The sequence below is a fragment of the Streptomyces sp. NPDC056883 genome (assembly GCF_042788835.1).
Taxonomy (GTDB): domain Bacteria; phylum Actinomycetota; class Actinomycetes; order Streptomycetales; family Streptomycetaceae; genus Streptomyces; species Streptomyces stoeckheimensis.
This window is the reverse complement of record NZ_JBHUBS010000024.1, coordinates 90,809-109,816: the sequence shown is the minus strand read 5'-3', so window position 1 is coordinate 109,816 and position 19,008 is coordinate 90,809. Positions and strand designations below refer to the sequence as shown.

Here is a 19,008-nt window from a genome sequence, read left to right as displayed (position 1 = left end):
TTTCCTGGCCCGCCCAACAACCACCTGGGCGGAAGAGGAGTCCCCATAAGAGACCCACCCCCCCAGAAAGGCGGACGCAATGAGGGCGGGGGGGGGGGGGGGGCGGGGGGGGGGGGGGGGGCCCCCCCCCCCCCCGGGCCCGCTCGAAACCCACCCCGACCGAGAGGAACCCCTTCCACCATGCAGCCCGCCATCCCGACCGGCGCCCTGCTCGACCGTGTCCGCGCCGACCTCGGCCGCCCCGACGCCAGCACCCAGCAGCTGCGGAGCGCTCTCGCCGAGGTCGTGCCCGCCGCCGAGGAGCTGCTGGCCCAGGTGGCCGCCCTCCAGGGCCAGCTCGCCCAGGCCCGCACGTGCCCGGTCACCGGCCTGCCCACCAGGTCCGCATGGACCGTGCAGGCCCAGGCCGTTCTGGAGGCGGGCCCCGCGGCGGTCCTCCTCGTCGACCTTGATGCGTTCAAGCCGGTCAACGACCGCTTCGGCCATGCGGCGGGCGACGCGGTACTCGCGGCCGTCGGCGTCCGGCTGGCCGAGTGGGCCGTCGCCGAAGGAGCGACTGCCGGGCGGCTCGGCGGCGACGAGTTCGCCGTGGCCGTTCCCGACGCCCCTGGTCTGGCCGCGCGGGTCACGCGACTGCGCACCCTGCTCACCGCCCCCGTCGCCCACCGCGACCTCAGCCTGAGCGTCGGCGCGTCCATCGGCACCGCCCGCACCGCCGGCCTCGACGATCCCGGCCTGTCCGCCGCGCTCGCGCGGGCCGACGCCGAGATGTACCAGGCCAAGGGGCGAGGCCGCCGCGGCCGCCGTCTCGCCCGGATCATGCCTCTGCGAACCTCCGCCCTCCTCACCCGTGCCCTCACCCCCCGAAAGGCCGCCTGATGGCCCAGCTCGTTCAGTCCCTTCAGTCCCTCCCGGAGCCCGCGTTGATCCTGCTGCTGGGACCGAGCGGCAGCGGAAAGACGCGGCTGTCGCGGATGTTCGAGCCGCACCAGGTTCTGCGCGCCGACGACTTCCGCGAGATGTGCGCAGGCGACCGCGGTGATCAGCGGGTCAACGGCCCGGCCTGGCAGGCCCTGGAGACCGTCCTCCGCGCCCGGCTCGGCTTCGGCCTGACCACCGTCGTGGATGCCACCCATTCCGAGGACTCCCTGCGTCGCCGCTTTGCCGAACTCGCCGACGAGTTCGGCGTCCTGTCCTGCGCCGTCGTGATGACCACCCCGCTGCCCATCGCCCACGCCCGCAACGCCGCCCGCGCCGGGACCACCCGGGTTCCCGCGCACGTCGTCGACGCCCAGGGCGCCCAACTGGGCGCGGCCGAGCCGAAGCGCGAAGGCATCGACCGTGTGGTCCGGGCGGACGACCTCCCGGCCCTGGGGGCCGCCCTGCGCCGGCTCGCCGCCGAGGAGACCCGCACCTCCGAACTGGCAGAGGTGCGCCGCGTCTTCGGCAGGGCGGCGGAAGAGCTTTTCGACTGGGACGTCCCCAGCCGCGACCCGCAGTTTCGAACCGGCACCTTCGGCGCCGGAGCCGAATCGCTGCGCGTGCGGTGGATGGACGACGGCGACCCCTTCGACCACCGGTTCGAGGTCCTCGTTCCCTGCCCTGCCGATGAGTGCCCGGGTCCCGCCTGGACCCCTGTGCGCTCGGTGGCCGAGCTCTCCGCCGCACACCAGGGCAGCCCGGTGGACGACAGCGAGTGCGCCCACTGCGAATCCTGACCAGTGCGACGAACCCCTATTCAATGACCTTGAGAGGTGGTATTGTTCTAAATGTTGGAAGGGGGTGGCACCCCGACCGGCATCACGACGACTCGAAACCGGCTCCGCGAAGGGGACCACCATGCTCGGCACGATCCTCACCACCGTCATCGCCGTACTCGGCACCCTGGCCGGCGCCGCCGTCTCCGGCCGGTACCAGCGCCGGGCCGCCGAGCACACCGAGCGTGTCGCCCTCGGCGAGGCGCTGCGCCGCGACCGCCTGGCGGCCGTCACCGAACTGGCGGCCGCGATCTCCGACCACCGCGCCGCGATGTGGGTGCGCGGCGACGCCAAGCTCAAGGGCGTCGCCCCCGACCGTCAGGCCGACCTGCGTTCACGCTCCCACCAAACCCGCTCCGCCGTCACCCGGCCCCTGGTCGCCCTGCGGGTCCTCATCACCGACCCGGCCGTCCGCCAGGCCGCCGACGCCATGGTCACCGCCACCCACGCCCTGCGCGGGGCGGACACCGATACCAGTGCCCTCACCCGCGCCCGCCAGGAGGCAATGGCCAGCCACGACCACTTCGTGGACGCCGCCGCCGCCTACCTCGGCAACTGACCACCCCTGACCCCGGGGCCGCCGCCATCGAGGCGGCCCCACCCAGAGAGGAAATCCATGACCGAGCCCATCCCCGCCGGACTGCGCTCCTGGTCGGCGAGCTGGCCGGAGTACACCCCGGCGGACATCACGCCGCCCGAACTGCTGCCTGCGGCCCTGGCCCACCACGTGCCCGACTGGGCCGAGGCCGCTCCCACCCCGGCCGACGTGACCGACTGGCCCCAGCGGCAGGCCGGCGCGCTCGTACCGTTCCGGCTCGACACGCGGGGCTGGCCCCTGCACCCCCACGGCCGCACCGGCCGGACCGGCCGAAGTTTGGGCCGCTGGGGCGAGAACTCGGCCGCCGACCCGATCGTGGTCGCGGGCAGTGGACGGCAGCGGTGGGTGCTGCTGATCACCCGAGACGACATCGAGGTGGAGGCCATCCCGGGCGGGATGGTGGACGCGGGCGAGACCGCCCCGTCCGCATTGGTCCGTGAGTTGCGTGAGGAAACCGGCATTGACCTCGCTGGCCACCGCCCCACGATCCTGGGCCGGGACATCGTCGACGACTGGCGGGCCTCGGACCACGCGTGGGTCGCCTCCACCAGCGCGCTCTTCCAGCTGCCCGAGCAGGTCGCCGCGACCGCCGCGGACGACGCCATTGACGCCAACTGGTGGCCCGCCGGCTCCCTCGACCAGCTCGAAGCCGCGATCACCGCCGCCGGACGCACCCTCTACACCGCGCACCACCCACTGCTGCGCCGCGCCCTCGATTACCTGAACCGCTCGTAGCGGGCCGCCCGGCCCCGCCGATCTGCCCGGCCTGCCGGAAGCTCCCGGCAGGCCCACCACCCAAGGAGAGACACCCCCATGGTCCGCGTCACCATCAACACCTTCGGCTACGACCGCGGCAGCCCTGCGGAACCGAACGACATCACGCTGGACATCCGCCGGCACATCCTGGCAACCGATCAGATCCCGGACGCGGAGCAGCGCACCGGTCTGGACCCCGACATCGCGAACACGGTCCTGTCGACTGCGGGCGTCGAACGGCTCGTCGGCAAAACCGCCATGCTCGCCGTCGCTCTCCTGGAGGACGTCGCCGACGCCCGCGCCCGCCTGGTGAAGATCGCCGTGGGTGACGCCCGCGGAGTCCTCTGGTCGGTGGCCATCGCGGAGGAGATCGCCCGGGTACTGCGCGTGAACGAGATCGAGACCGAAGTCGTCCACCGCGAGATCCAGGTCCCCCTTACCCGAACGTGACCCCTGCGGGCCGTCCTCGCCTGATCCGGCCCGGAATGTCTGCGCAGCACGACACAGTAGGGGTCCGGGGCCGCAGTCATCGGCCCCGGACCCCCGTCCCTACAACCTAGGAGAGAGAGCAGCCGATGAGCGATACCACCGCTCTGGATGCCGCGAAGATCGACATCCGCCGATGGACCCGCGAGGAACAGAGTGCCCGCCCCGTGTACGGCTCCCGGGTCCTCTACACCCCCAGCGTCCTTGCCGAAGCCGTAGACCTGCTCAGCAAGCTCTACACGGCAGGCCAGGAGCACCACATCGACCGCGAGGGCTGGGCCGCCGTCACGAGCCTGCCCGTGGGCGTCCTGGACGCCCTGGCCGCCCGCTACTCCTCGTGTGTCGAGCTGACCGGCACCGAGCGGCACGCCGTGAGGGACACTCTGATCGGCGAACTCGGCGCCAGGGGGCTGACTGTCCGACCCGGTGAGCGGGTGGCCGTCGAGCCCCTGCCCGACGGGCCGCGCTTCGGCTACCGGGGCCAGGCATCCGTATCCCTCGCGCTCACCAGCGGAGGCTGGAACATCCGAATCGACGAGGCCGTCAGCGGGGCCCCCCACCCGATTGCCGCCCCCGCTACCGAGGACGGCGCCCGCGAGGTCGCCGAACTCGTCCGCAAGATCCTCTCCGGCGAGGCCCCCAACCCCTTCGCCGCCCTGGCCGTGAAGGAGGCCAGCGCATGACCGACGCTCCCGAAAGGCTCCGGGTCCTGCTGCCCGATGACGAGGACTGGCTGTCCCTGTTCATGGGCATGGAGGAGCCGCTGCTCATCCAGCTCGACCTGAACGCCCGTGCCGCCCAGCAGGGCGGCGAGGACGTGTGGGAACTGCCGCCGAGCCTGGACGGAACCGGAGCCCGCGAGGCGTGGGACCGCCTGTTCCAGGCGCTGCCCGAGCCTCTGCGCCACACCGGCGCGAACATCGGGCGCTCCGAGCCGAGCCGGGAGCGGCCCGCCGGACAGTACGCCCTCTACGCGCCCGACGGTCGGTGGGAGCACACCCCGCTCTACCCGGCCGATATCGACCCGCGCGACGTCGCCACGGTGGCCGCCGTCCTCGCCCACCTCCGCACCGCGATCGACGGCACGGGACACGCGCAGCTCGGGGACTTCCTCCAGCAGATCGCCGACGAATGGGCCGACCCCGGCCGTGAGGGCAACGGCCGACAGATGGTCGAGGACTTCGTCCGGGGCCTGTCCGTCTGGCAACTGCCGCACCAGCCCGACACCGACGTGCTGCTCGAAGCCGTCGCCGCGGCCGGCCCCAACAGCGAGACGCCCGAGCGGATCGTCCTCACCCCGCAGCAGGAAGACGCCTACCAGACCTTCATGCGCCGGGTCTCGGCGGCCGTCACCGGAAACAGCCCGCACGACTACGCCCTGCACCACTACACCAACAGCTGAGAAGGACCACCATGCGACACGACGTCACCCCCAGCCCGGTATCCCTCTCCGAGGAAGAGATGACCGAGGCCCTCGAAGCCGCCGCCAAGCTCAGCGGCAGCGAGCTGAGGAAGGCCGCCACCCACCTGCTCAACGCCACCGGCCTGCCCGGCCGGGCCGACTTCGCCCGCCACACCGCCCTGGTGTGGGAGGAGGACCCGGAGGGCAGCCGCGTCCTGGTCGCGGAAGTCGACTGGGTCGCCCTGCGCGAAGACGAGTCGATCTACCTCCACGGCGGCGCCGACAAGCTGCTGCACCTCGCCCTCAGCTACGCCCAGGGCCGCCCGGTCCACCTGGACGCCTACCTCAACGGCTTCGGCACGGCGACCGCGAAGACCGTCCTGGAGGCCCACGTGATCGGTATGGGGCTGGAAGGCTTCTTCGTCCTGGAAGACGGCCCCAAGCTCGAAGAGCTGAAGGCACTTCACGCCGACCTCGGCATTCCTGCGGGGCAGGGGTGACCAGCATGTCCGCGCTCGCCGCGCACCTGAGCTACATCGCCCCCGAGCACCGCGACGGCTGCACGGTGACAGGTTGGGAGGTCGACTACCGGATGGACACCACCGTCCGCGAGAGCTCCTACAGCGGCCACTCCTGCCCGATCGGCACCGAGGACAAGACCGCGTGCGGACACGGCGACGAGTACCAGGCGCTCACGGTCCGGATCTACTGCCCGAAGTGCGGCGCCGCGACCAAGCTGGATGCCGAACTCCCCGAACGGCCCATGGTCTACGACACCACCCGGCTGGGCATGGGGGTCAAGCCCCGCCGTGTCGGCCAGGTCTGGATCTACCAGGGCCCCCCGCCCCGGCTCGGCATCCTGTGCGACCCGCCCGGCGATCCTCAGTGGTACCTCGTCGCGCGCCGCAACGCGTTGCGCCTGGCCCCAGAGGACATCGTCGGCGTCATCGAACCCGCCATCGGACCCAGAGGCGGAGCGACCTACACGGTCAGCTACGACCTCACCGAGCTGTCCCCGCCGGCCCCGGGGGAGCAGGGAACCCCGATCTTCAGGAAGCACGGCAGGCTCGACGGCCAGTTCTTCCCGAATCTGACCGCGGCCGCCCGCTGGCTCGACGTGCACGCTCCTGCGCCTGTACCGGCCGGGAGCGGAGGGGCTACATAATCCCGCCGGAGCGCACAGCTCATGACCGGCACGGCGGCCCGCACCTGTGCGACGGTGCGGGCCGCCGTGTTGTACGCGTGGCTGGTTCCGCGACCTCCACGGAACCGGCCGTACGCAAAGAAGTGGGCCGGTATGGTGGTCCCATTGCTCCCCGCAGACGCGGGGGTGGACCGATTGCAGAACTCACCGTTCCGGCCGGTCGAATGCTCCTTGTCCCCGCCGACGCGGGGATGGACCCGCGCGCCCGTTCATGGCTTCGCTGCGGTCTCTCTTGCTCCCCGCCCCCGCGGGGGTGTCCCTCACAGCCTTACGCGGCTTCGCTGTTCAGTCGTGTGCTCCCCGCGCCTGCGGGGATCGACCGGAGAGGAATGACGGTGTCCCGCAACGCACAGCCCCACCCGCTGGCTCCGTACGCGAGCCAGATCAACCCAGAGGGGATCTACACGCTTCGGCAGGTCGCCGCGCTGCTGGAGTTGGCTCCCACGAGCGTGAGCGGCATGGTCGGTCACGGCTGGTTGCCTGGCAGCAGGATGCGACCCCTTGCACGCGGCGGCCGCCAACACACATGGACTGGCAAGCAGCTGATCCGGATTGCCAACCGGCCGATCAGGGTTACCTACGACCACGAGAAGTTCTCGGCATCCACTCTGTACCGCGTCGGCTGCCGGTGCCCCGCCTGCACACATGCTCACAGCCAGGACAGCCAAGCGCGGCGACGGGCACTCGCCGAAGAGGCGTTCAACGCCGAACAGCGCACCCAGCTCCTCGACCTGGTCGGCGAGGAGACCCCGGTGCCCGAGGCCGCCAAACAGGTCGGGGTAACTATCGGGCAGGTCTACGGCCGGGCCAACTGGGACGCCGCGTTCGCCGAGTCACTCGACGAGGCGGCATGGGCCCTGTGCGTCCTTGGCGCGGAGGACCCCAAGTGCAGCACCGCCGCCGGATACCGGGGATGCGAGTCAGGGACATCCCCGCGGCCGCCCTGCCGGGGCACCGGCTGTCGGGAATGGCGGCGCGGAGCGTCTCAGCAGACACGCGGCGCCCTCCCGGTCGTTCAGCGGGAGCTTGTCGGGCAGGGCTGAGCGCCAGAACGTGAAAGGCCCCGGCCGCCTGTGCCGGGGCCTTTCGCTTGCCCCGATGTCGGCCCGCCAAGGGCCGGCGGGAGCTGCTTTGCGGGTGCCGGCGGGGGAGGAAACACCTGGTCAGGTGACCTTTTGGGCTTTCAAATCGGCCTGGAAGGTGGTAATGTTCTTGTTGCTGGAAGGGGGTGGCATCCCGACCGGCACCACCACTCGAAACCCCTTGGAGGACCCCTTGACCCACGCTCGCCGCGCCCGCACCGCCATCGCCGCGATGCTCGACCACCCGGAAGCAACCCGCGGGCCCGTCCCGTCCGTGAAGGCCGCCCGCGCGGCCCTGCGCCCCCTGGGCGCCCTCTCCCGCGAGGCCCGCGACCGCGAAGGCGCAACCACCGCGCGGGAGCTGGTGGCCATCGCCGTCCGCGACGCGCTCGCCGACGCATTCCACCTCGGGCGCACCTACGCGCTCAGCCCCCAGGACCTGGAGCAGCTCCACATCGTCCGCCTCTCGGGGCGCCCCTTCCCCGCCAGGACCACGGACCGCGCCGCGGCGCTCGCCTGCTACGTCGGCAACCTCCGGCGCCTCGCCGACGCGTACGGACTGAGCGAGGACCACCTGGTCGACGACGCGGAGGAGGTCTACAAGCACGAGATCGCGTGACCGCCCGGCCGGGGCGGTGGATGGCACCGCCGCCCCGGCCTCCCACTCGAACCCGACGCCGGAGGAGAAGCCCGTGAACACCATGACCGCCGACGCCCCGCAGCTGTGGGCCGAGCATCAGGTCACCACGCTCGCCGAAGGCGCGCGGGACTGGACCGTCCCCCCGTACGGATCGCTCGCGTGGAGCCAGCTCCCGCCCAACGACCCCCGCCGGTACGCCGCGGTCGTCGAAGCCGCCGAGCGGTGGCGCCGCCAGGTCGCCGAGGAGCAGCGCCTGGACCAGCTAGCCGACGAGGACCCCGCCGCCTGGTACGCGGAGGTGACTGCCGGGGCGAACGATGAAGCGCGCCGCCTGGCCGGCCGCCTCGCGCGGAGGCGCACCCAGCTGGAGCTGGAGGCCGTCCGCACCCATCGGCCGCCCCACCTGCTGAGGGCTACTCCCGGCTGGCCGCCCGTCGCGATCCCCGGCCGGCCCGGCCGCTATCTCCACCCCGCCGCTGACCTGGTCGCCGCCTGAGCCGGGCACCCATACACCGCAATGTTGGGCGGGGCGGCGCTGGTGAGCGCGGGGCCGGCCATCTGCCGTCCGCGGGTCCGTCGCGGCGGGCCAAAGGCAGCTGGCAAGGGAGGGGGCGCGGCTCACCCCGGAGGGCACGTGCGGCATGCGGAGCCCCCGGGGAAAACCCTGGTCAGAGGCCCCTTTTCGCTATGCGGACCAGTCCAATGCTGGTAATATTGAGCTTGTTGGAAGGGGGTGGCACCCCGGCCAGCCAGCCACTCGAAACCCGAACCAAGAGATGGAGTACGCCCTCATGCCCAAGCCCAAGGCGTCGAAGACCCGCACCCGCATTGATGCTCTGCGGGCGGTGATCGACAAGGAGTGCACCGCACCGATCTGCCAGCAATCGGGCACGTGCCGTCACGCGGGCGAAAAGGACGCCGCCCGTCACATGCTCGGCCGCCTGCTGGCGAAGCTGAAGGAGGCGGCCGGAGACGTGCACGAAGAGCGCGCGCGGATGTGGGCCGAGATCTACGAGCGCGGCTACGACTCGCACGGCAACACCTACCACCAGGGCTCCAAGTACCGCGCCGGGCAGTCGATGAAGGAGCGGGCCGCAGGCATCCGCGCGGACATCAAGATGGCGCGCAAGGTCGGCAGGGCCCCCCTCGTGCAGGAAGGGGCGGGCCTGGTGTCTCAGGCGCTGGAAACCTACCGGTTCGACCCCGTCGGCGAGGCGCCCGAGCAGATCAAATTCCGGGTCCGGATCGGCGACGGCTACGGCTCCATCCGCATCGGCATCGACGCCATCCCCCAGGAGTGGGGGTGGATCGCCGAGGAGGTCGCCGACCACCGCGAGACGGTCACCCGGTGGCGCCGCACGCAGGCCCTGAAGGACCTTGAGGCCGAACTGAAGTCGATCGGCGAGGCGTACAACGCCGATCACGGCTCCAACCTCGCCACGGACTGCTTCGTGAAGGCGTTCTACGTGTTCATCGAGTCCGACGATCCCGAGACGCTCGCCCGGCATGCCAGGTACGAGCGTGAGCGCCAGGAGCGCCGCGGCTGACACGTCCGGACCCCCCGCGCCCTCAATCGGGTAGGCGGGGGGTCGTGCGTGAATGCCCTGCTCGGGAGCCCTCCCCTCTAGGGAATCCGGTCTATTGCTGGTAATATTGAGACTGTTGGAAGGGGGTGGCGCCCCGGACAACGAAGTCCACTCGAAACCCACACCGGAGGGCGCAGAACATGACCGACATCGAGACGCGATACCGCTACGGCAAGCCGGACGGCAAGGGACGCACCCCCGTCTACGTGGACGGCGCAGCGGAACCGGCCGGACAGGTACGGAAGATGGGCCGGGGCTCCTCGCCCTGGTGGGCGTACGGAGCCGAGGACGGTACGGACGGAACCAACCACCCCCACAAGTACGAGGCCGCCGAACGCCTGGTGCGCATGATCGACGCCCGCGCCTCGACGGCCGCAGAGATCGAGCGCCGCCGCGCCAGCCGCACGCAGGCCCCGGCCGGATGGCGGTTCGCCAGCTGGACCGAGATCGAACGCGAGGGATACCGGCAGGTCCGCCCCGTGCACCGCGCCCCGTACCTCTACGGGGGTGAGGGGGAGCGCTACCCCGACGCATTCGCCGACCAGCCCGTCACCCTGACCCGGATCACGACCCTGCACAACGGCCGTGTCGTGGTGTCCGGAACCGAGCCCGGCGACCGGCCCCCGTACGTCCTGCTCATGGACCCCGCACACGTAGCGCTCGGGGCCCTGGTGCGCGAACAGGAGCCGCGCTACGTCGCCCCGGGGGAGTGCATGGGGTGTGAGGAGGACGGGCTGCTGTACCAGGCCGGAACCCGGCTCGGCTGCGCCACCTGCACAGCGGCAGACCTCGGTGTCTCCCCGGCAGACCTGCCCGCCGCCGTCGACGACGACGGCGCCGTGTGGTGGTCGGTAGGCGACACCGTGCGGCGCAAGGGCGAGCTCCCCGACGAGGGCACCGAGCCCGAGACCGGCCGCGTGACCGAGATCGAGACCTTCATCGCGGAGCGGTCCCGCCGGATCGCAGTCGACTTCGGTGACCGCTGGCCCGTCCGCTGGCAGCCGGCCGGACTCGCGCCCATCTCGTAGCGCCAGCAATGGCCGGGGCGGCGCATGGCTGCGCCGCCCCGGCCCCTCGAAACCCGACACCGACCCGAAAGAAGACCATGAACACGCGCGTGCCAAACCCCTCCGTCGCGAGCATCACCGCCCTGCTGGCCGCCGCCGGACATCACCCCGTCGCCAGCGGCCGCGACGGATTCACCCTCCGGCCGACCGCCGACGACGCCGCCCTGGTCCTCACCTACTGGTGCGAACCTCGCGACGCCCACGAGCACCTGACGGGCGGGCACATCCACCGCAGGCGCAGGATGCTCCTGGAGTGCGCGAGCCTGATCCGTGACGCCGGACACCAGGCTGCGCGAACCCCCACCGTCCAGAATCCGGGCCGGGCGGCTGTGGAGTCCGTTGTCATCTTCCCGGCCGCGGAGCCCGAGCCCGATCCCGCTGATCCCGCGTGCTGCTCCTGCACCCCGGCCGAGGTCTGCACACGCGCCGAGCTCCGCGCCGTCGCGGCCGCCAGCCTGGACAGGGCCACGGCGGCCGCCCGTATCGCGCTCCTTGACGCGCTGCACGAGAGCTCCGTCGAGCCGGTTGACCACGCTGCGGGCGGCCCGGAAGGCGTCGCGGCCCTGCTCGACCACTCCCGCGGCATCCTCGTGACGTTGCCGCCCGCACCCGACGAGTCCGCCGTACGGGCCGACCTCGAATGCCGGGGATGCGACTCCGCCGCGTGCCTCGCTTCCAACCAGCTTGCCCGCGCCGCCCTGGACCGAGCTGCCGCCCTGGCCGCCATCAGCACCGCCACGCTGGCCGCCGCGCGGACCATCCTGGACCGGGCCCACCTCGCGCTCACCCCCGGCGACCGGTGGAACAGCGCACGGAAGACCGCCGCCGACCATCTGTCCCGGGTCCACTTCACCGCCGCGGCCGCCCTCGCAGTCCCCGCCGACGAGGTACACGGCCGCTACCGGGGAGCGCGCCGCCGCCGCGGGGGCCCTGCTGTCAACCTCCGGAAGGGGCGCACCCGGTACTGGTTCGTCCGCTGGGGCAGAGCCGTCTGGCACTGAGTTACACGGAGGGGCGGAAGCGACCAGCTTCCGCCCCTCCGCGCTGTCCGGGCCGGGCAGGGCGCCGACAGGCCGACGAGGCGCGGCGAACCGCGCACGCAGCGGCGAGTCCTCCACGCGAGCGACGACCACGCACCGTCAGCCCGGAGCCAGACGGGCGGCGCCGTGCGACGGCACCCGTCCTTCGGCCGGGTTGCGAGGGGCGCTCTCGCGCCGCCCCCTCGCGCTCCCCAGGCGCCGGGGGTGGGGGCATCCGGTGCGGCCGCGGGTTGTCGGGTGGGCATCGCACCTTCGGTGCGATCCGGCCGTGCGCCGCAGTCGTCGGGCCCTGGGGGCCCTCCTTATTGCGGCCCTCCGGTCGCTTCGCTCCCTGCGGGCTGCGTCGCTTCGCTCCTTGCGCGAAGCCCCGGGGGGCTCCTCCGGACGCCCGCCCCCCGGGGACCGGGGGACGGGCTGGACTGAGTGGTGGGCCGGGGCGAGGAGAACGGCCTCGTCGTCATCCGCCGGCACCGCCGTGGTGACCGCGAGGGGCTGAGGTCGAAGAGGGGTGAGAGGGGAGCTGCGCGACGTCGAGGGGTGCGGGCCGGCCCGGGGCCGGGGGAGGGAAAAGCGGCTGGCAAGGAGGGGGGTCGGCGGGGCCCGGACGCCCTCTAAAAGATCATGGAACTTCCGGAAAAAGCCCTGGTCAGACCCCCTTTTCCGCTAGGCGATCCGGTCCAACGCTGGTAATATTGAGCTTGTTGGAAGGGGGTGGCACCCCGGACAACGAGAACCACTCGAAACCCGCACCACACGGAGGCAGACGACATGACTGCGAAGCTCACCACCGCCCAGATCGGAACGCAGCTCCGCGAGAAGGCCGCGCAGACGCCCGGCTACTGGACCGGGGGATGCGCCAACTGGGACTGTGCCAACACGGTGTGCGAATACGTCGTAGCCGACGAGTATTACGCCTCGTACGAGGACGCGCGCGCCGCTGGCGTGGAACGGGGAATGCGCGTCTGCCGCTCGTGCAAGCGCAACGTCTGGACTGACGCCCTTGTGCTCCTGAAGCGGGAGCGCGTTTCGCTGGTCCGCCGCCCGCGCTGCGAATTCAGCACCACGACGGGATGCCACCTTTCCGGCAAGTATTTCGTGCAGGTCTCCGGCGAGCGCAAGTGGTACTGCGCCCACGACATCGCCCTTTACGTCCGTGCCGAATTCGACGTCTACCGAATCGACAAGCAGGGGCGAATCATCCACGCGACCAAGAAGCTGAGCGAGATTTTCAACGGCTGACAGGTCTCTCTACCCCGCCGGGGCGGCGGATGGCACCGCCGCCCCGGCAACTCGAAACCGTTCAAGGAGAAACGCACCATGGCGTCAGACATCTATCCGCAGGACGTGTTCCACCCTGACCGCTCCCGCGCCGAGGGGTACGCGTGGGGATTCCTGGACAGCGAATGGCTTTCCATCCTCGGCTCCCACTGGGAGCGCATCCCGCTCCCGGAGTCCCCGGAGGGCGCCGCCAGGCCCGGCGTGACCATGCTGCGCGACGGCGAGCCCAAGCCCTACACGCTGGCCAAGGTCCGCCGAGACGGACAGGACATCTTCCGGGTGCTGGAAGTCGTCCGCACCTACACCCCCGAGCGCCGTTAGGTCCGTCCCGGGTCGGGCCAGCGCGGCCCGGCCCGGAACCCCGGTAAGTCCCAGAAATCCCCTGGTCAGAAGCCCTTTACGGCTTCCGAATCCGGCTCAATCCTGGTAATATTGAGCTTGTTGGAAGGGGGTGGCACCCCGACCAACATCACCACTCGAAACCCGAACGGAACGGCGGACCCCATGGCGAAGATGACCACCGAGCAGGCGACCCAGCACCGCAAGGCGCAGGGCCTGATCGAGCTGGACCGCGAACTCACCCCCGAAGAGCGGGAATTCGTGCTCGACAACCTGATGGAGGACGGGACCGCACGGCTCGACGGCGCGTTCTTCACCCCCGCCGGTCTCGCCGTAGACATGGTGATCGAGGCATTCGGCAAAGACCGGGTGATCGACCTGTGCGCCGGAATCGGCCGCCTGGCCTGGACCGCGAGGCATTACCTCGGTTCCCACGGTGCAGCGCGCGAGATCGTGTGCATCGAGAAGAACCCGGAGTACGTCCGCGTAGGCCGCAAGGTCCTGCCCGAGGCGACATGGATCTGCGCCGACGTCTTCGACGTGCCGACCATGGACCTGGGGGGCCCGTTCGACGTGGCTATCTCGAACCCGCCGTACGGGGCGGTATCGCGCGGCGGGCGCACGGCTCCCCGCTACACCGGCAGCCGGTTCGAGTACAACGTCATCGACATCGCCGCCGAAGTGGCCCGGCACGGCGTCTTCCTTATCCCCCAGGAATCGGCCCCCTTCCGCCACAGCGGATGCCGGACGCGGGAGGAGGCCCGGGGAGTCCAGTACGAGCGGTTCGAGCGACAGACGGGAATCACCCTGGAGCAGGGGTGCAGCGGCGACACCTCCCAGTACATCGACGAGTGGCGCGACGCAGCCCCGCGCACCGAAATCGTCGTTGCCGACCTCACCCAGCGAAAGGCCGCCGCCACGACGGCCCCCAAGGCCGCCCCCGCGAAGGACTGGCGCACCATGTCCGCCGTCGAGTTCACCACCCGGCCGAAGGCCGCCCAGATGGCTGCGTTCGACGCGGGCGACCACCCGACCACCGGCACCATCGGCCTGTTCGACATCTGACAGTGCCGCCCGTACGGCGGAACCCCCGCCGTACGGGCCGCCGGGGCGGGGCCGCGTGCGCGGTGGGCGGCGGCCGGCCGGGGGTGGCCGGGCCGGGCGCGGAGCGCCGTGGTGGTGCCCGGTCGCGGGCGCCGGCCTCGCCGTGCGGGGTGCGGCCGGTGCGCAGTACCGCCCGGGGTGCACCCGTCCTTCGGCCGGGTACTGGTGGCTCCTCGCCCCCAGACCCCTCGCCAGCGCCCAGGGCGCGCTGGACCGCCCAGGTGGAATAGACGACAGGCCCCGGGCATCGCGGGGTTGTCCCGCGGCGTGCGGCGCCGTTGTCGGGTGCGGGCCGGTTCCCGCGGCCTGCGGGCCGGTGTGGGGTCTCATCGCACCTTCGGTGCGATCCGGCCGTGCGCCGCAGTCGTCGGGCCCTGGGGGCCCTCCTTATTGCGGCCCGCGCTGCGCGCGGGCTGCGGTCGCAAGCTCCCTTGCGCGAAGCCCCGGGGGGCTCCTCCGGACGCCCGCCCCCCGGGGACCGGGGGACGGGCTGAAGTCCGTCGTGGCCGAGGTGGGGGAGTGGAGCGCCGTGCCCAGGTGCCGGCGCCGCCGTGGTGACCGTCCACGGGCTGAGGTCGAGGAGGGCCAGGAGGAGCTGCGCGACGTCGAGGGGTGCGGGCCGGCCCGGGGCCGGGGGAGGGAAAAGCGGCTGGCAAGGAGGGGGGTCGGCGGGGCCCGGACGCCCTCTAAAAGATCATGGAACTTCCGAGAAAAACCCTGGTCAGACCCCCTTTTCCGCTAGGTGATCCGGTCCAACGCTGGTAATATTGAGCTTGTTGGAAGGGGGTGGCACCCCGACCGACACCACCACTCGAAACCCACCGAGGAGCACCCAATGCGCGCACTCATCGAGACCTTCAAGACCATCCGCGCCCGTCACCGCGCGGCCCGCCGGGCGGGTCTGCGGTCGTACACCGTGGTCCTGGACTGGAGCACGAAGGCGTACGCGCACTACGCGCCCGAGATCGTGACCGTCCGGGCATCCTCCCCGCTGGCCGCCGAGATGGACGCCCTGCTTCAGGCCGCCAAGGCCCACACCATGCACGTGGAGGAGTTCGAGGGCCGCGAGGGCCGCGCCCTGCTCCTGGAGGCGGGCAACGTGCTGAAGGTCGTTGCCACCTTCTCCGGCGCGCACAGCGCCGTCCACTCCGACCACTTCTGATCTGCCCCGGCCCCCTCGAAACCCGTACGCACAACGAGAGGCACCCAGTGAGCACCATGACCGGCACCGTCACCACTCGCGCCCACGCCATCGAGACCGGCGCGCTGATCGAGGCCGACCCCGGCATTGCCGCCGAGGTCGAGTTCCCCGCCCCGGTGGCCATGACCGAGGCCGTTTACGCGGACTGCATCGCCGTCCCCGACACGTACCGGTGGGACACCGGCATCCGGCTGGACGACGCCGAGCGGGAATGGGACCTGCTCATCACCGCGTCCCGGGCGATCAAGGCCGCCGCAGGGTCCGGCCGCCCGCCCCGGCTCGCGTTCTCCCTCTACCGCGTCCCGGTCGACGGCCGTAGCCGCGACCCGCAGCGCGTGACCCTGGTGGCCGAGGCGTCGCCCGGCGACAACGGCGAGCGCGTCATCACGATCATGCGCCCGAGCGAGCACCTGCCGCAGTGAGGCGACCCGGGGCGGCCACCAGGCCGCCCCGGACGCCCCCGGCCGGAAGGGGATGGCACCCCGACCGGCCCCCCTCGAAACCCGAACCGAGCACGGAATGGAGCGCCCCACATGGGCTACGAATACAGCGTTGAGGGAACCGTCCAGGTCACCCCGCCCATCCCCTTCCCCGCACTTCTGCCCCTGACGCAGGGGCCGGATCTGCCGATCTTCTGCCTGGCCCCCGGCGTCGAAGACCCGGACGCCGCTGGCCCCTGGTCCGACATCGTGGGCGTGTGGGCCCTGATCCCGAAGGACGTGCCGCTCGACCAGGCGCAGCCGGTCACCGTCAGCGCGCTCGCGGTGTCTCACGTCTCCAAGAGCGGAGCGATCCACCAGCCGCTCGCCAGGTTCGTCCAGCTCTGCCTGGCAGCCGGTCACGAAGTCGTCAGCGAGCTGAAGTTCCACGGCGAAGGCGGCGAGCGCGGCGAGATCCAGGTGACGCCGAGCGGCGGCATCGAGTGGGTCGAGACCTCAGCCCCCGGCCGGGAGCCCGTCCGCTGGTGAAGACCCCCGCCCGGTCCGGCCGGTGCCTCCGGCCGGACCGGGCGGGGTAACCGCCGGACGCGACGGCAGCCCGTCGCCCCCTCCGCCCCCGCGCCGGCCGAGGGGCGGGCTGTCGAGAACGACGGCCGCGCCGTTCCTGCGCGGGCATCGGCGCGCGTTCGCGACGGGCCCCCGCCGCCGTGGGCTCAGCCCTCACAGGGACGCCGGCCCCGGCTTGGGGCCACCAAAAGCGGCTGGCAAGGAAGCGGGGCGGACCGGCCCGGAGGGGAGGCGCGGGTCGCCCTCAGTTCCTGGAAAAACCCTGGTCAGGACCCCCTTTTTGCTAGGCGATCCGGTCTAATTCTGGTAATATTGAGCTTGCTGGAAGGGGGTGGCACCCCGACCGGCACCACCACTCGAAACCCGTACGAACGAAAGGCACGAACGTGACCGTGACGCAGACCGAGCAGACGGAACAGACCCCCGAGAACGAGGCGGCCGAACCGGCAGTCTTCGGCCGCCTGGTGGCGATCGACCCGCTCGACTTCGACCCCGACGGCGGCACGGAGAAGCTGGTCATCGTCGACCCGTACAACCACCGCAAGAAGCGCGAGGAGGGCGACACCACCGAGCCCGACGCGGCTCTGATCGCCAGCGTCGAGGAGGTCGGCGTTCAGCAGGCGATCATCCTGCGCCCGCAGGAGGGCGAGCGGGACGGACAGCTCGGCATCGTGATCGGCCAGCGCCGCACCCTGGCCGCGTTCCGCGTCGCCAGCGCGGCCGCACAGGAGGGCCGCGAGTACCGGAAGATCCCGGCGATCATCCGCGACGACCTGCGCGGCGTCGATGACGAGGCGCTGACCGTCTCGATGGTGGAAAACCTGCACCGCCGCCAGGCGAGCGCGCAGGACGACGTGGACGCCGCCGAGCAGCTCGCCCTTCTGGTCAAGGCCAAGAAGGTACCCAAGGCCCGGAAGCGCAGCCTGGCCGCCGCCATCGGCCGCACCGAGGAGGAGCTGGACGCGGCCCACAAGGTCGCGCAGATGGACGCGGAGACCCTGGAAGACCTCCGGGACGAGGAGATCGAATTCGACTGGGTCGAGCTGGGCGACTACGACGAGGTCAAGGACGTGTCCAACGCTCAGGTCACGCTCATGCGGGCCAAGGCCAAGGACGAGCAGGAGGGCAACGCCAAGCGGGGTGCGTGGAAGACCGCCATGCAGGAGCTGCGCGCCAAGAAGACCCGGACCGAGCGGATCGAGACCCTGAAGGCCGAACTGGCCGAGAAGAAGGTCAACACCGTCCACTGGGTGTGGAACTGGTCCTACAGCCCCGCCCGGCCGCTGGAGGAGCTGGTGAGCGGCATCGGTATGCCGATGAGCGAGCAGGGGCACAGCGAGACCTGCGAGGGGCACGCCGCCGCGATCGACCCCGACGCGGCCGAGGTGGTGTGGCTGTGCGTCGACTGGAAGAAGCGCGGCCACCGGATTGCCGGGGCCGCCCAGGGCGACGACAGCGACAGCGAGCCCGACGAGGAGGCGGACGCCAAGGCCGAGGCCGTGCGCGAGGAGCGCCGCCGCGTGAAGGTGAACAACCTCGCGTGGAGGACGGCCCGGGAGGGCCGGGAGGCCCACATCGCGGACATGTGCAAGGACAAGGGCGAGGCCCCGGCCGACGTCAAGGACCTGATCATGCGGACGCTCCTCGTGAGCGATGGGCACTACGTGCACTACGTCGGGAGCCAGGAGCACGGGGCGATGCTGGCGAAGTTCCTGGGGGACGAGCGGCTCACCCGTCAGCCGAAGGACGTGATCACCTCTCTGCTCAAGAAGACCGCGAGCAAGCGGTATTGGTGGACGCTGTTCGCGCACGTGGCGGGCTACTTCGAGGCCGAGCACATGAAGGACGACGCATGGCGCGGGGAGCCCCACTACCACCACGGCCCCTCGGTGCGCGGACGGATCAGGCCCGCGACCGCCGAGTGGATCAGCTTCCTGAAGCACCACGGATACGGCGTGACGGAGGTCGAGGCGGAGACGGTGGCCACCGCCGAGCAGGAGGCCGAGGCCGAGGCCGAGCGCAGGGCCGAGCAGGAGCGGCAGCGCGAGGAGCGGGAAGCGGCCAGGGCCGCGCGGCAGGCCGAGAACCCCGCCCCCGACGAGGACGAGGAGTCCGGCGACGACGGCGACGACGGCGAAGAGGACTACCAGTACGACGACACAGATGAGGAGTACGAGGAACCGGCCGGGGCGGTAGAGAACGCGGACCCCGAGGCCGAGGACGAGACGGACGCGGGGCCGGACGAGGCGGAGGGGCGCGAGGACGCGCCCGCCGAGAACGGCCAGGAGGACGGCGAGCAGGAGTAGCAGCGGCATCGGGCAGGCCCGTTCCTTGACGGGCCTGCCCCGGCCGGGGGGGGGGGGGGGGGGCCTCCCCCCCCCCCCCCCCCCCCCCCCCCCCCCCCCCATCCCCCACCCCCCCCCCCCCCATCCCCCCCCCCCCCCCCCCAACACAAGGAACC

22 protein-coding genes are annotated in these 19,008 nt (G+C 71.7%); all 22 read left to right on the top strand.

All coding sequences use genetic code 11. From position 1 onward, the window contains the following. The first annotated feature begins 180 nt into the window (after nucleotides 1-180). Nucleotides 181-879, top strand: a complete 699-nt coding sequence (locus ACFRU2_RS37560) for a GGDEF domain-containing protein (protein ID WP_382980742.1) — start codon at nucleotides 181-183, stop codon at nucleotides 877-879. Further along, nucleotides 879-1,718 (top strand): AAA family ATPase, encoded by an 840-nt coding sequence (locus ACFRU2_RS37555; RefSeq protein ID WP_382980741.1) that lies wholly within the window; start codon nucleotides 879-881, stop codon nucleotides 1,716-1,718. Before ACFRU2_RS37560 ends, ACFRU2_RS37555 begins: the two co-directional genes overlap by 1 nt. 121 nt (nucleotides 1,719-1,839) lie before the next feature. Further along, entirely contained in the window at nucleotides 1,840-2,316 is a 477-nt protein-coding gene (locus tag ACFRU2_RS37550) for a hypothetical protein (RefSeq protein WP_382980739.1), read from the top strand. A 57-nt stretch (nucleotides 2,317-2,373) separates the two neighbouring features. After that, a complete protein-coding gene (locus tag ACFRU2_RS37545; RefSeq protein WP_382980737.1) occupies nucleotides 2,374-3,090 on the top strand; it encodes an NUDIX domain-containing protein in 717 nt (238 codons plus the stop codon). A gap of 78 nt (nucleotides 3,091-3,168) precedes the next feature. Continuing rightward, the gene (locus ACFRU2_RS37540) at nucleotides 3,169-3,561 is read left to right on the top strand and encodes a hypothetical protein (protein ID WP_382980735.1); all 393 of its coding nucleotides are present in this window, start codon (nucleotides 3,169-3,171) and stop codon (nucleotides 3,559-3,561) included. A gap of 125 nt (nucleotides 3,562-3,686) precedes the next feature. After that, nucleotides 3,687-4,280, top strand: a complete 594-nt coding sequence (locus ACFRU2_RS37535; protein WP_382980733.1) for a hypothetical protein — start codon at nucleotides 3,687-3,689, stop codon at nucleotides 4,278-4,280. Continuing rightward, nucleotides 4,277-4,999, top strand: coding sequence for a hypothetical protein (locus tag ACFRU2_RS37530; protein ID WP_382980731.1), 723 nt, complete (start codon nucleotides 4,277-4,279; stop codon nucleotides 4,997-4,999). The genes ACFRU2_RS37535 and ACFRU2_RS37530 overlap by 4 nt, the downstream gene beginning before the upstream one ends. A gap of 11 nt (nucleotides 5,000-5,010) precedes the next feature. Continuing rightward, entirely contained in the window at nucleotides 5,011-5,499 is a 489-nt protein-coding gene (locus ACFRU2_RS37525; RefSeq protein ID WP_382980729.1) for a hypothetical protein, read from the top strand. A 5-nt stretch (nucleotides 5,500-5,504) separates the two neighbouring features. Further along, complete coding sequence (locus ACFRU2_RS37520; protein ID WP_382980779.1) at nucleotides 5,505-6,164, top strand: hypothetical protein; 660 nt, start codon at nucleotides 5,505-5,507, stop codon at nucleotides 6,162-6,164. A gap of 368 nt (nucleotides 6,165-6,532) precedes the next feature. Continuing rightward, nucleotides 6,533-7,246 (top strand): hypothetical protein, encoded by a 714-nt coding sequence (locus tag ACFRU2_RS37515; protein ID WP_382980728.1) that lies wholly within the window; start codon nucleotides 6,533-6,535, stop codon nucleotides 7,244-7,246. 232 nt (nucleotides 7,247-7,478) lie between these two features. Next, nucleotides 7,479-7,904: a hypothetical protein gene (locus ACFRU2_RS37510; RefSeq protein WP_382980726.1), complete on the top strand. Its 426-nt coding sequence runs from the start codon at nucleotides 7,479-7,481 to the stop codon at nucleotides 7,902-7,904. A gap of 82 nt (nucleotides 7,905-7,986) precedes the next feature. Further along, a complete protein-coding gene (locus ACFRU2_RS37505; RefSeq protein WP_382980777.1) occupies nucleotides 7,987-8,421 on the top strand; it encodes a DUF2742 domain-containing protein in 435 nt (144 codons plus the stop codon). Nucleotides 8,422-8,716: 295 nt separating this feature from the next. Beyond that, complete coding sequence (locus ACFRU2_RS37500; protein WP_382980724.1) at nucleotides 8,717-9,472, top strand: hypothetical protein; 756 nt, start codon at nucleotides 8,717-8,719, stop codon at nucleotides 9,470-9,472. Between the two features lie 179 nt (nucleotides 9,473-9,651). Beyond that, nucleotides 9,652-10,539 (top strand): hypothetical protein, encoded by an 888-nt coding sequence (locus ACFRU2_RS37495; RefSeq protein WP_382980723.1) that lies wholly within the window; start codon nucleotides 9,652-9,654, stop codon nucleotides 10,537-10,539. Nucleotides 10,540-10,628: 89 nt separating this feature from the next. Further along, complete coding sequence (locus ACFRU2_RS37490) at nucleotides 10,629-11,579, top strand: hypothetical protein (protein ID WP_382980721.1); 951 nt, start codon at nucleotides 10,629-10,631, stop codon at nucleotides 11,577-11,579. 807 nt (nucleotides 11,580-12,386) lie between these two features. Then, the gene (locus ACFRU2_RS37485; RefSeq protein ID WP_382980719.1) at nucleotides 12,387-12,857 is read left to right on the top strand and encodes a hypothetical protein; all 471 of its coding nucleotides are present in this window, start codon (nucleotides 12,387-12,389) and stop codon (nucleotides 12,855-12,857) included. Nucleotides 12,858-12,935: 78 nt separating this feature from the next. Then, nucleotides 12,936-13,217, top strand: coding sequence for a hypothetical protein (locus tag ACFRU2_RS37480; protein ID WP_382980717.1), 282 nt, complete (start codon nucleotides 12,936-12,938; stop codon nucleotides 13,215-13,217). 183 nt (nucleotides 13,218-13,400) lie between these two features. Further along, entirely contained in the window at nucleotides 13,401-14,300 is a 900-nt protein-coding gene (locus tag ACFRU2_RS37475) for a methyltransferase (protein ID WP_382980716.1), read from the top strand. Between the two features lie 874 nt (nucleotides 14,301-15,174). Continuing rightward, nucleotides 15,175-15,501, top strand: a complete 327-nt coding sequence (locus ACFRU2_RS37470; protein ID WP_382980714.1) for a hypothetical protein — start codon at nucleotides 15,175-15,177, stop codon at nucleotides 15,499-15,501. Nucleotides 15,502-15,557: 56 nt separating this feature from the next. Next, the gene (locus ACFRU2_RS37465) at nucleotides 15,558-15,962 is read left to right on the top strand and encodes a DUF6573 family protein (RefSeq protein ID WP_382980775.1); all 405 of its coding nucleotides are present in this window, start codon (nucleotides 15,558-15,560) and stop codon (nucleotides 15,960-15,962) included. A 111-nt stretch (nucleotides 15,963-16,073) separates the two neighbouring features. Further along, nucleotides 16,074-16,508 (top strand): hypothetical protein, encoded by a 435-nt coding sequence (locus ACFRU2_RS37460; protein WP_382980712.1) that lies wholly within the window; start codon nucleotides 16,074-16,076, stop codon nucleotides 16,506-16,508. A 425-nt stretch (nucleotides 16,509-16,933) separates the two neighbouring features. Beyond that, a complete protein-coding gene (locus ACFRU2_RS37455) occupies nucleotides 16,934-18,853 on the top strand; it encodes a ParB/RepB/Spo0J family partition protein (RefSeq protein ID WP_382980710.1) in 1,920 nt (639 codons plus the stop codon). The last annotated feature ends 155 nt before the right edge of the window (nucleotides 18,854-19,008 follow it).

Bases quoted from the DNA above. Each gene is read 5' to 3' on its own strand.
- ACFRU2_RS37495 (WP_382980723.1), top strand. From the start codon at position 9,652: ATGACCGACATCGAGACGCGATACCGCTACGGCAAGCCGGACGGCAAG.
- ACFRU2_RS37540 (WP_382980735.1), top strand. From the start codon at position 3,169: ATGGTCCGCGTCACCATCAACACCTTCGGCTACGACCGCGGCAGCCCT.
- ACFRU2_RS37475 (WP_382980716.1), top strand. From the start codon at position 13,401: ATGGCGAAGATGACCACCGAGCAGGCGACCCAGCACCGCAAGGCGCAG.
- ACFRU2_RS37485 (WP_382980719.1), top strand. From the start codon at position 12,387: ATGACTGCGAAGCTCACCACCGCCCAGATCGGAACGCAGCTCCGCGAG.
- ACFRU2_RS37555 (WP_382980741.1), top strand. From the start codon at position 879: ATGGCCCAGCTCGTTCAGTCCCTTCAGTCCCTCCCGGAGCCCGCGTTG.
- ACFRU2_RS37550 (WP_382980739.1), top strand. From the start codon at position 1,840: ATGCTCGGCACGATCCTCACCACCGTCATCGCCGTACTCGGCACCCTG.
- ACFRU2_RS37505 (WP_382980777.1), top strand. From the start codon at position 7,987: ATGACCGCCGACGCCCCGCAGCTGTGGGCCGAGCATCAGGTCACCACG.
- ACFRU2_RS37535 (WP_382980733.1), top strand. From the start codon at position 3,687: ATGAGCGATACCACCGCTCTGGATGCCGCGAAGATCGACATCCGCCGA.
- ACFRU2_RS37515 (WP_382980728.1), top strand. From the start codon at position 6,533: ATGACGGTGTCCCGCAACGCACAGCCCCACCCGCTGGCTCCGTACGCG.
- ACFRU2_RS37470 (WP_382980714.1), top strand. From the start codon at position 15,175: ATGCGCGCACTCATCGAGACCTTCAAGACCATCCGCGCCCGTCACCGC.
- ACFRU2_RS37465 (WP_382980775.1), top strand. From the start codon at position 15,558: ATGACCGGCACCGTCACCACTCGCGCCCACGCCATCGAGACCGGCGCG.
- ACFRU2_RS37520 (WP_382980779.1), top strand. From the start codon at position 5,505: ATGTCCGCGCTCGCCGCGCACCTGAGCTACATCGCCCCCGAGCACCGC.
- ACFRU2_RS37560 (WP_382980742.1), top strand. From the start codon at position 181: ATGCAGCCCGCCATCCCGACCGGCGCCCTGCTCGACCGTGTCCGCGCC.
- ACFRU2_RS37545 (WP_382980737.1), top strand. From the start codon at position 2,374: ATGACCGAGCCCATCCCCGCCGGACTGCGCTCCTGGTCGGCGAGCTGG.
- ACFRU2_RS37500 (WP_382980724.1), top strand. From the start codon at position 8,717: ATGCCCAAGCCCAAGGCGTCGAAGACCCGCACCCGCATTGATGCTCTG.
- ACFRU2_RS37530 (WP_382980731.1), top strand. From the start codon at position 4,277: ATGACCGACGCTCCCGAAAGGCTCCGGGTCCTGCTGCCCGATGACGAG.
- ACFRU2_RS37480 (WP_382980717.1), top strand. From the start codon at position 12,936: ATGGCGTCAGACATCTATCCGCAGGACGTGTTCCACCCTGACCGCTCC.
- ACFRU2_RS37525 (WP_382980729.1), top strand. From the start codon at position 5,011: ATGCGACACGACGTCACCCCCAGCCCGGTATCCCTCTCCGAGGAAGAG.
- ACFRU2_RS37460 (WP_382980712.1), top strand. From the start codon at position 16,074: ATGGGCTACGAATACAGCGTTGAGGGAACCGTCCAGGTCACCCCGCCC.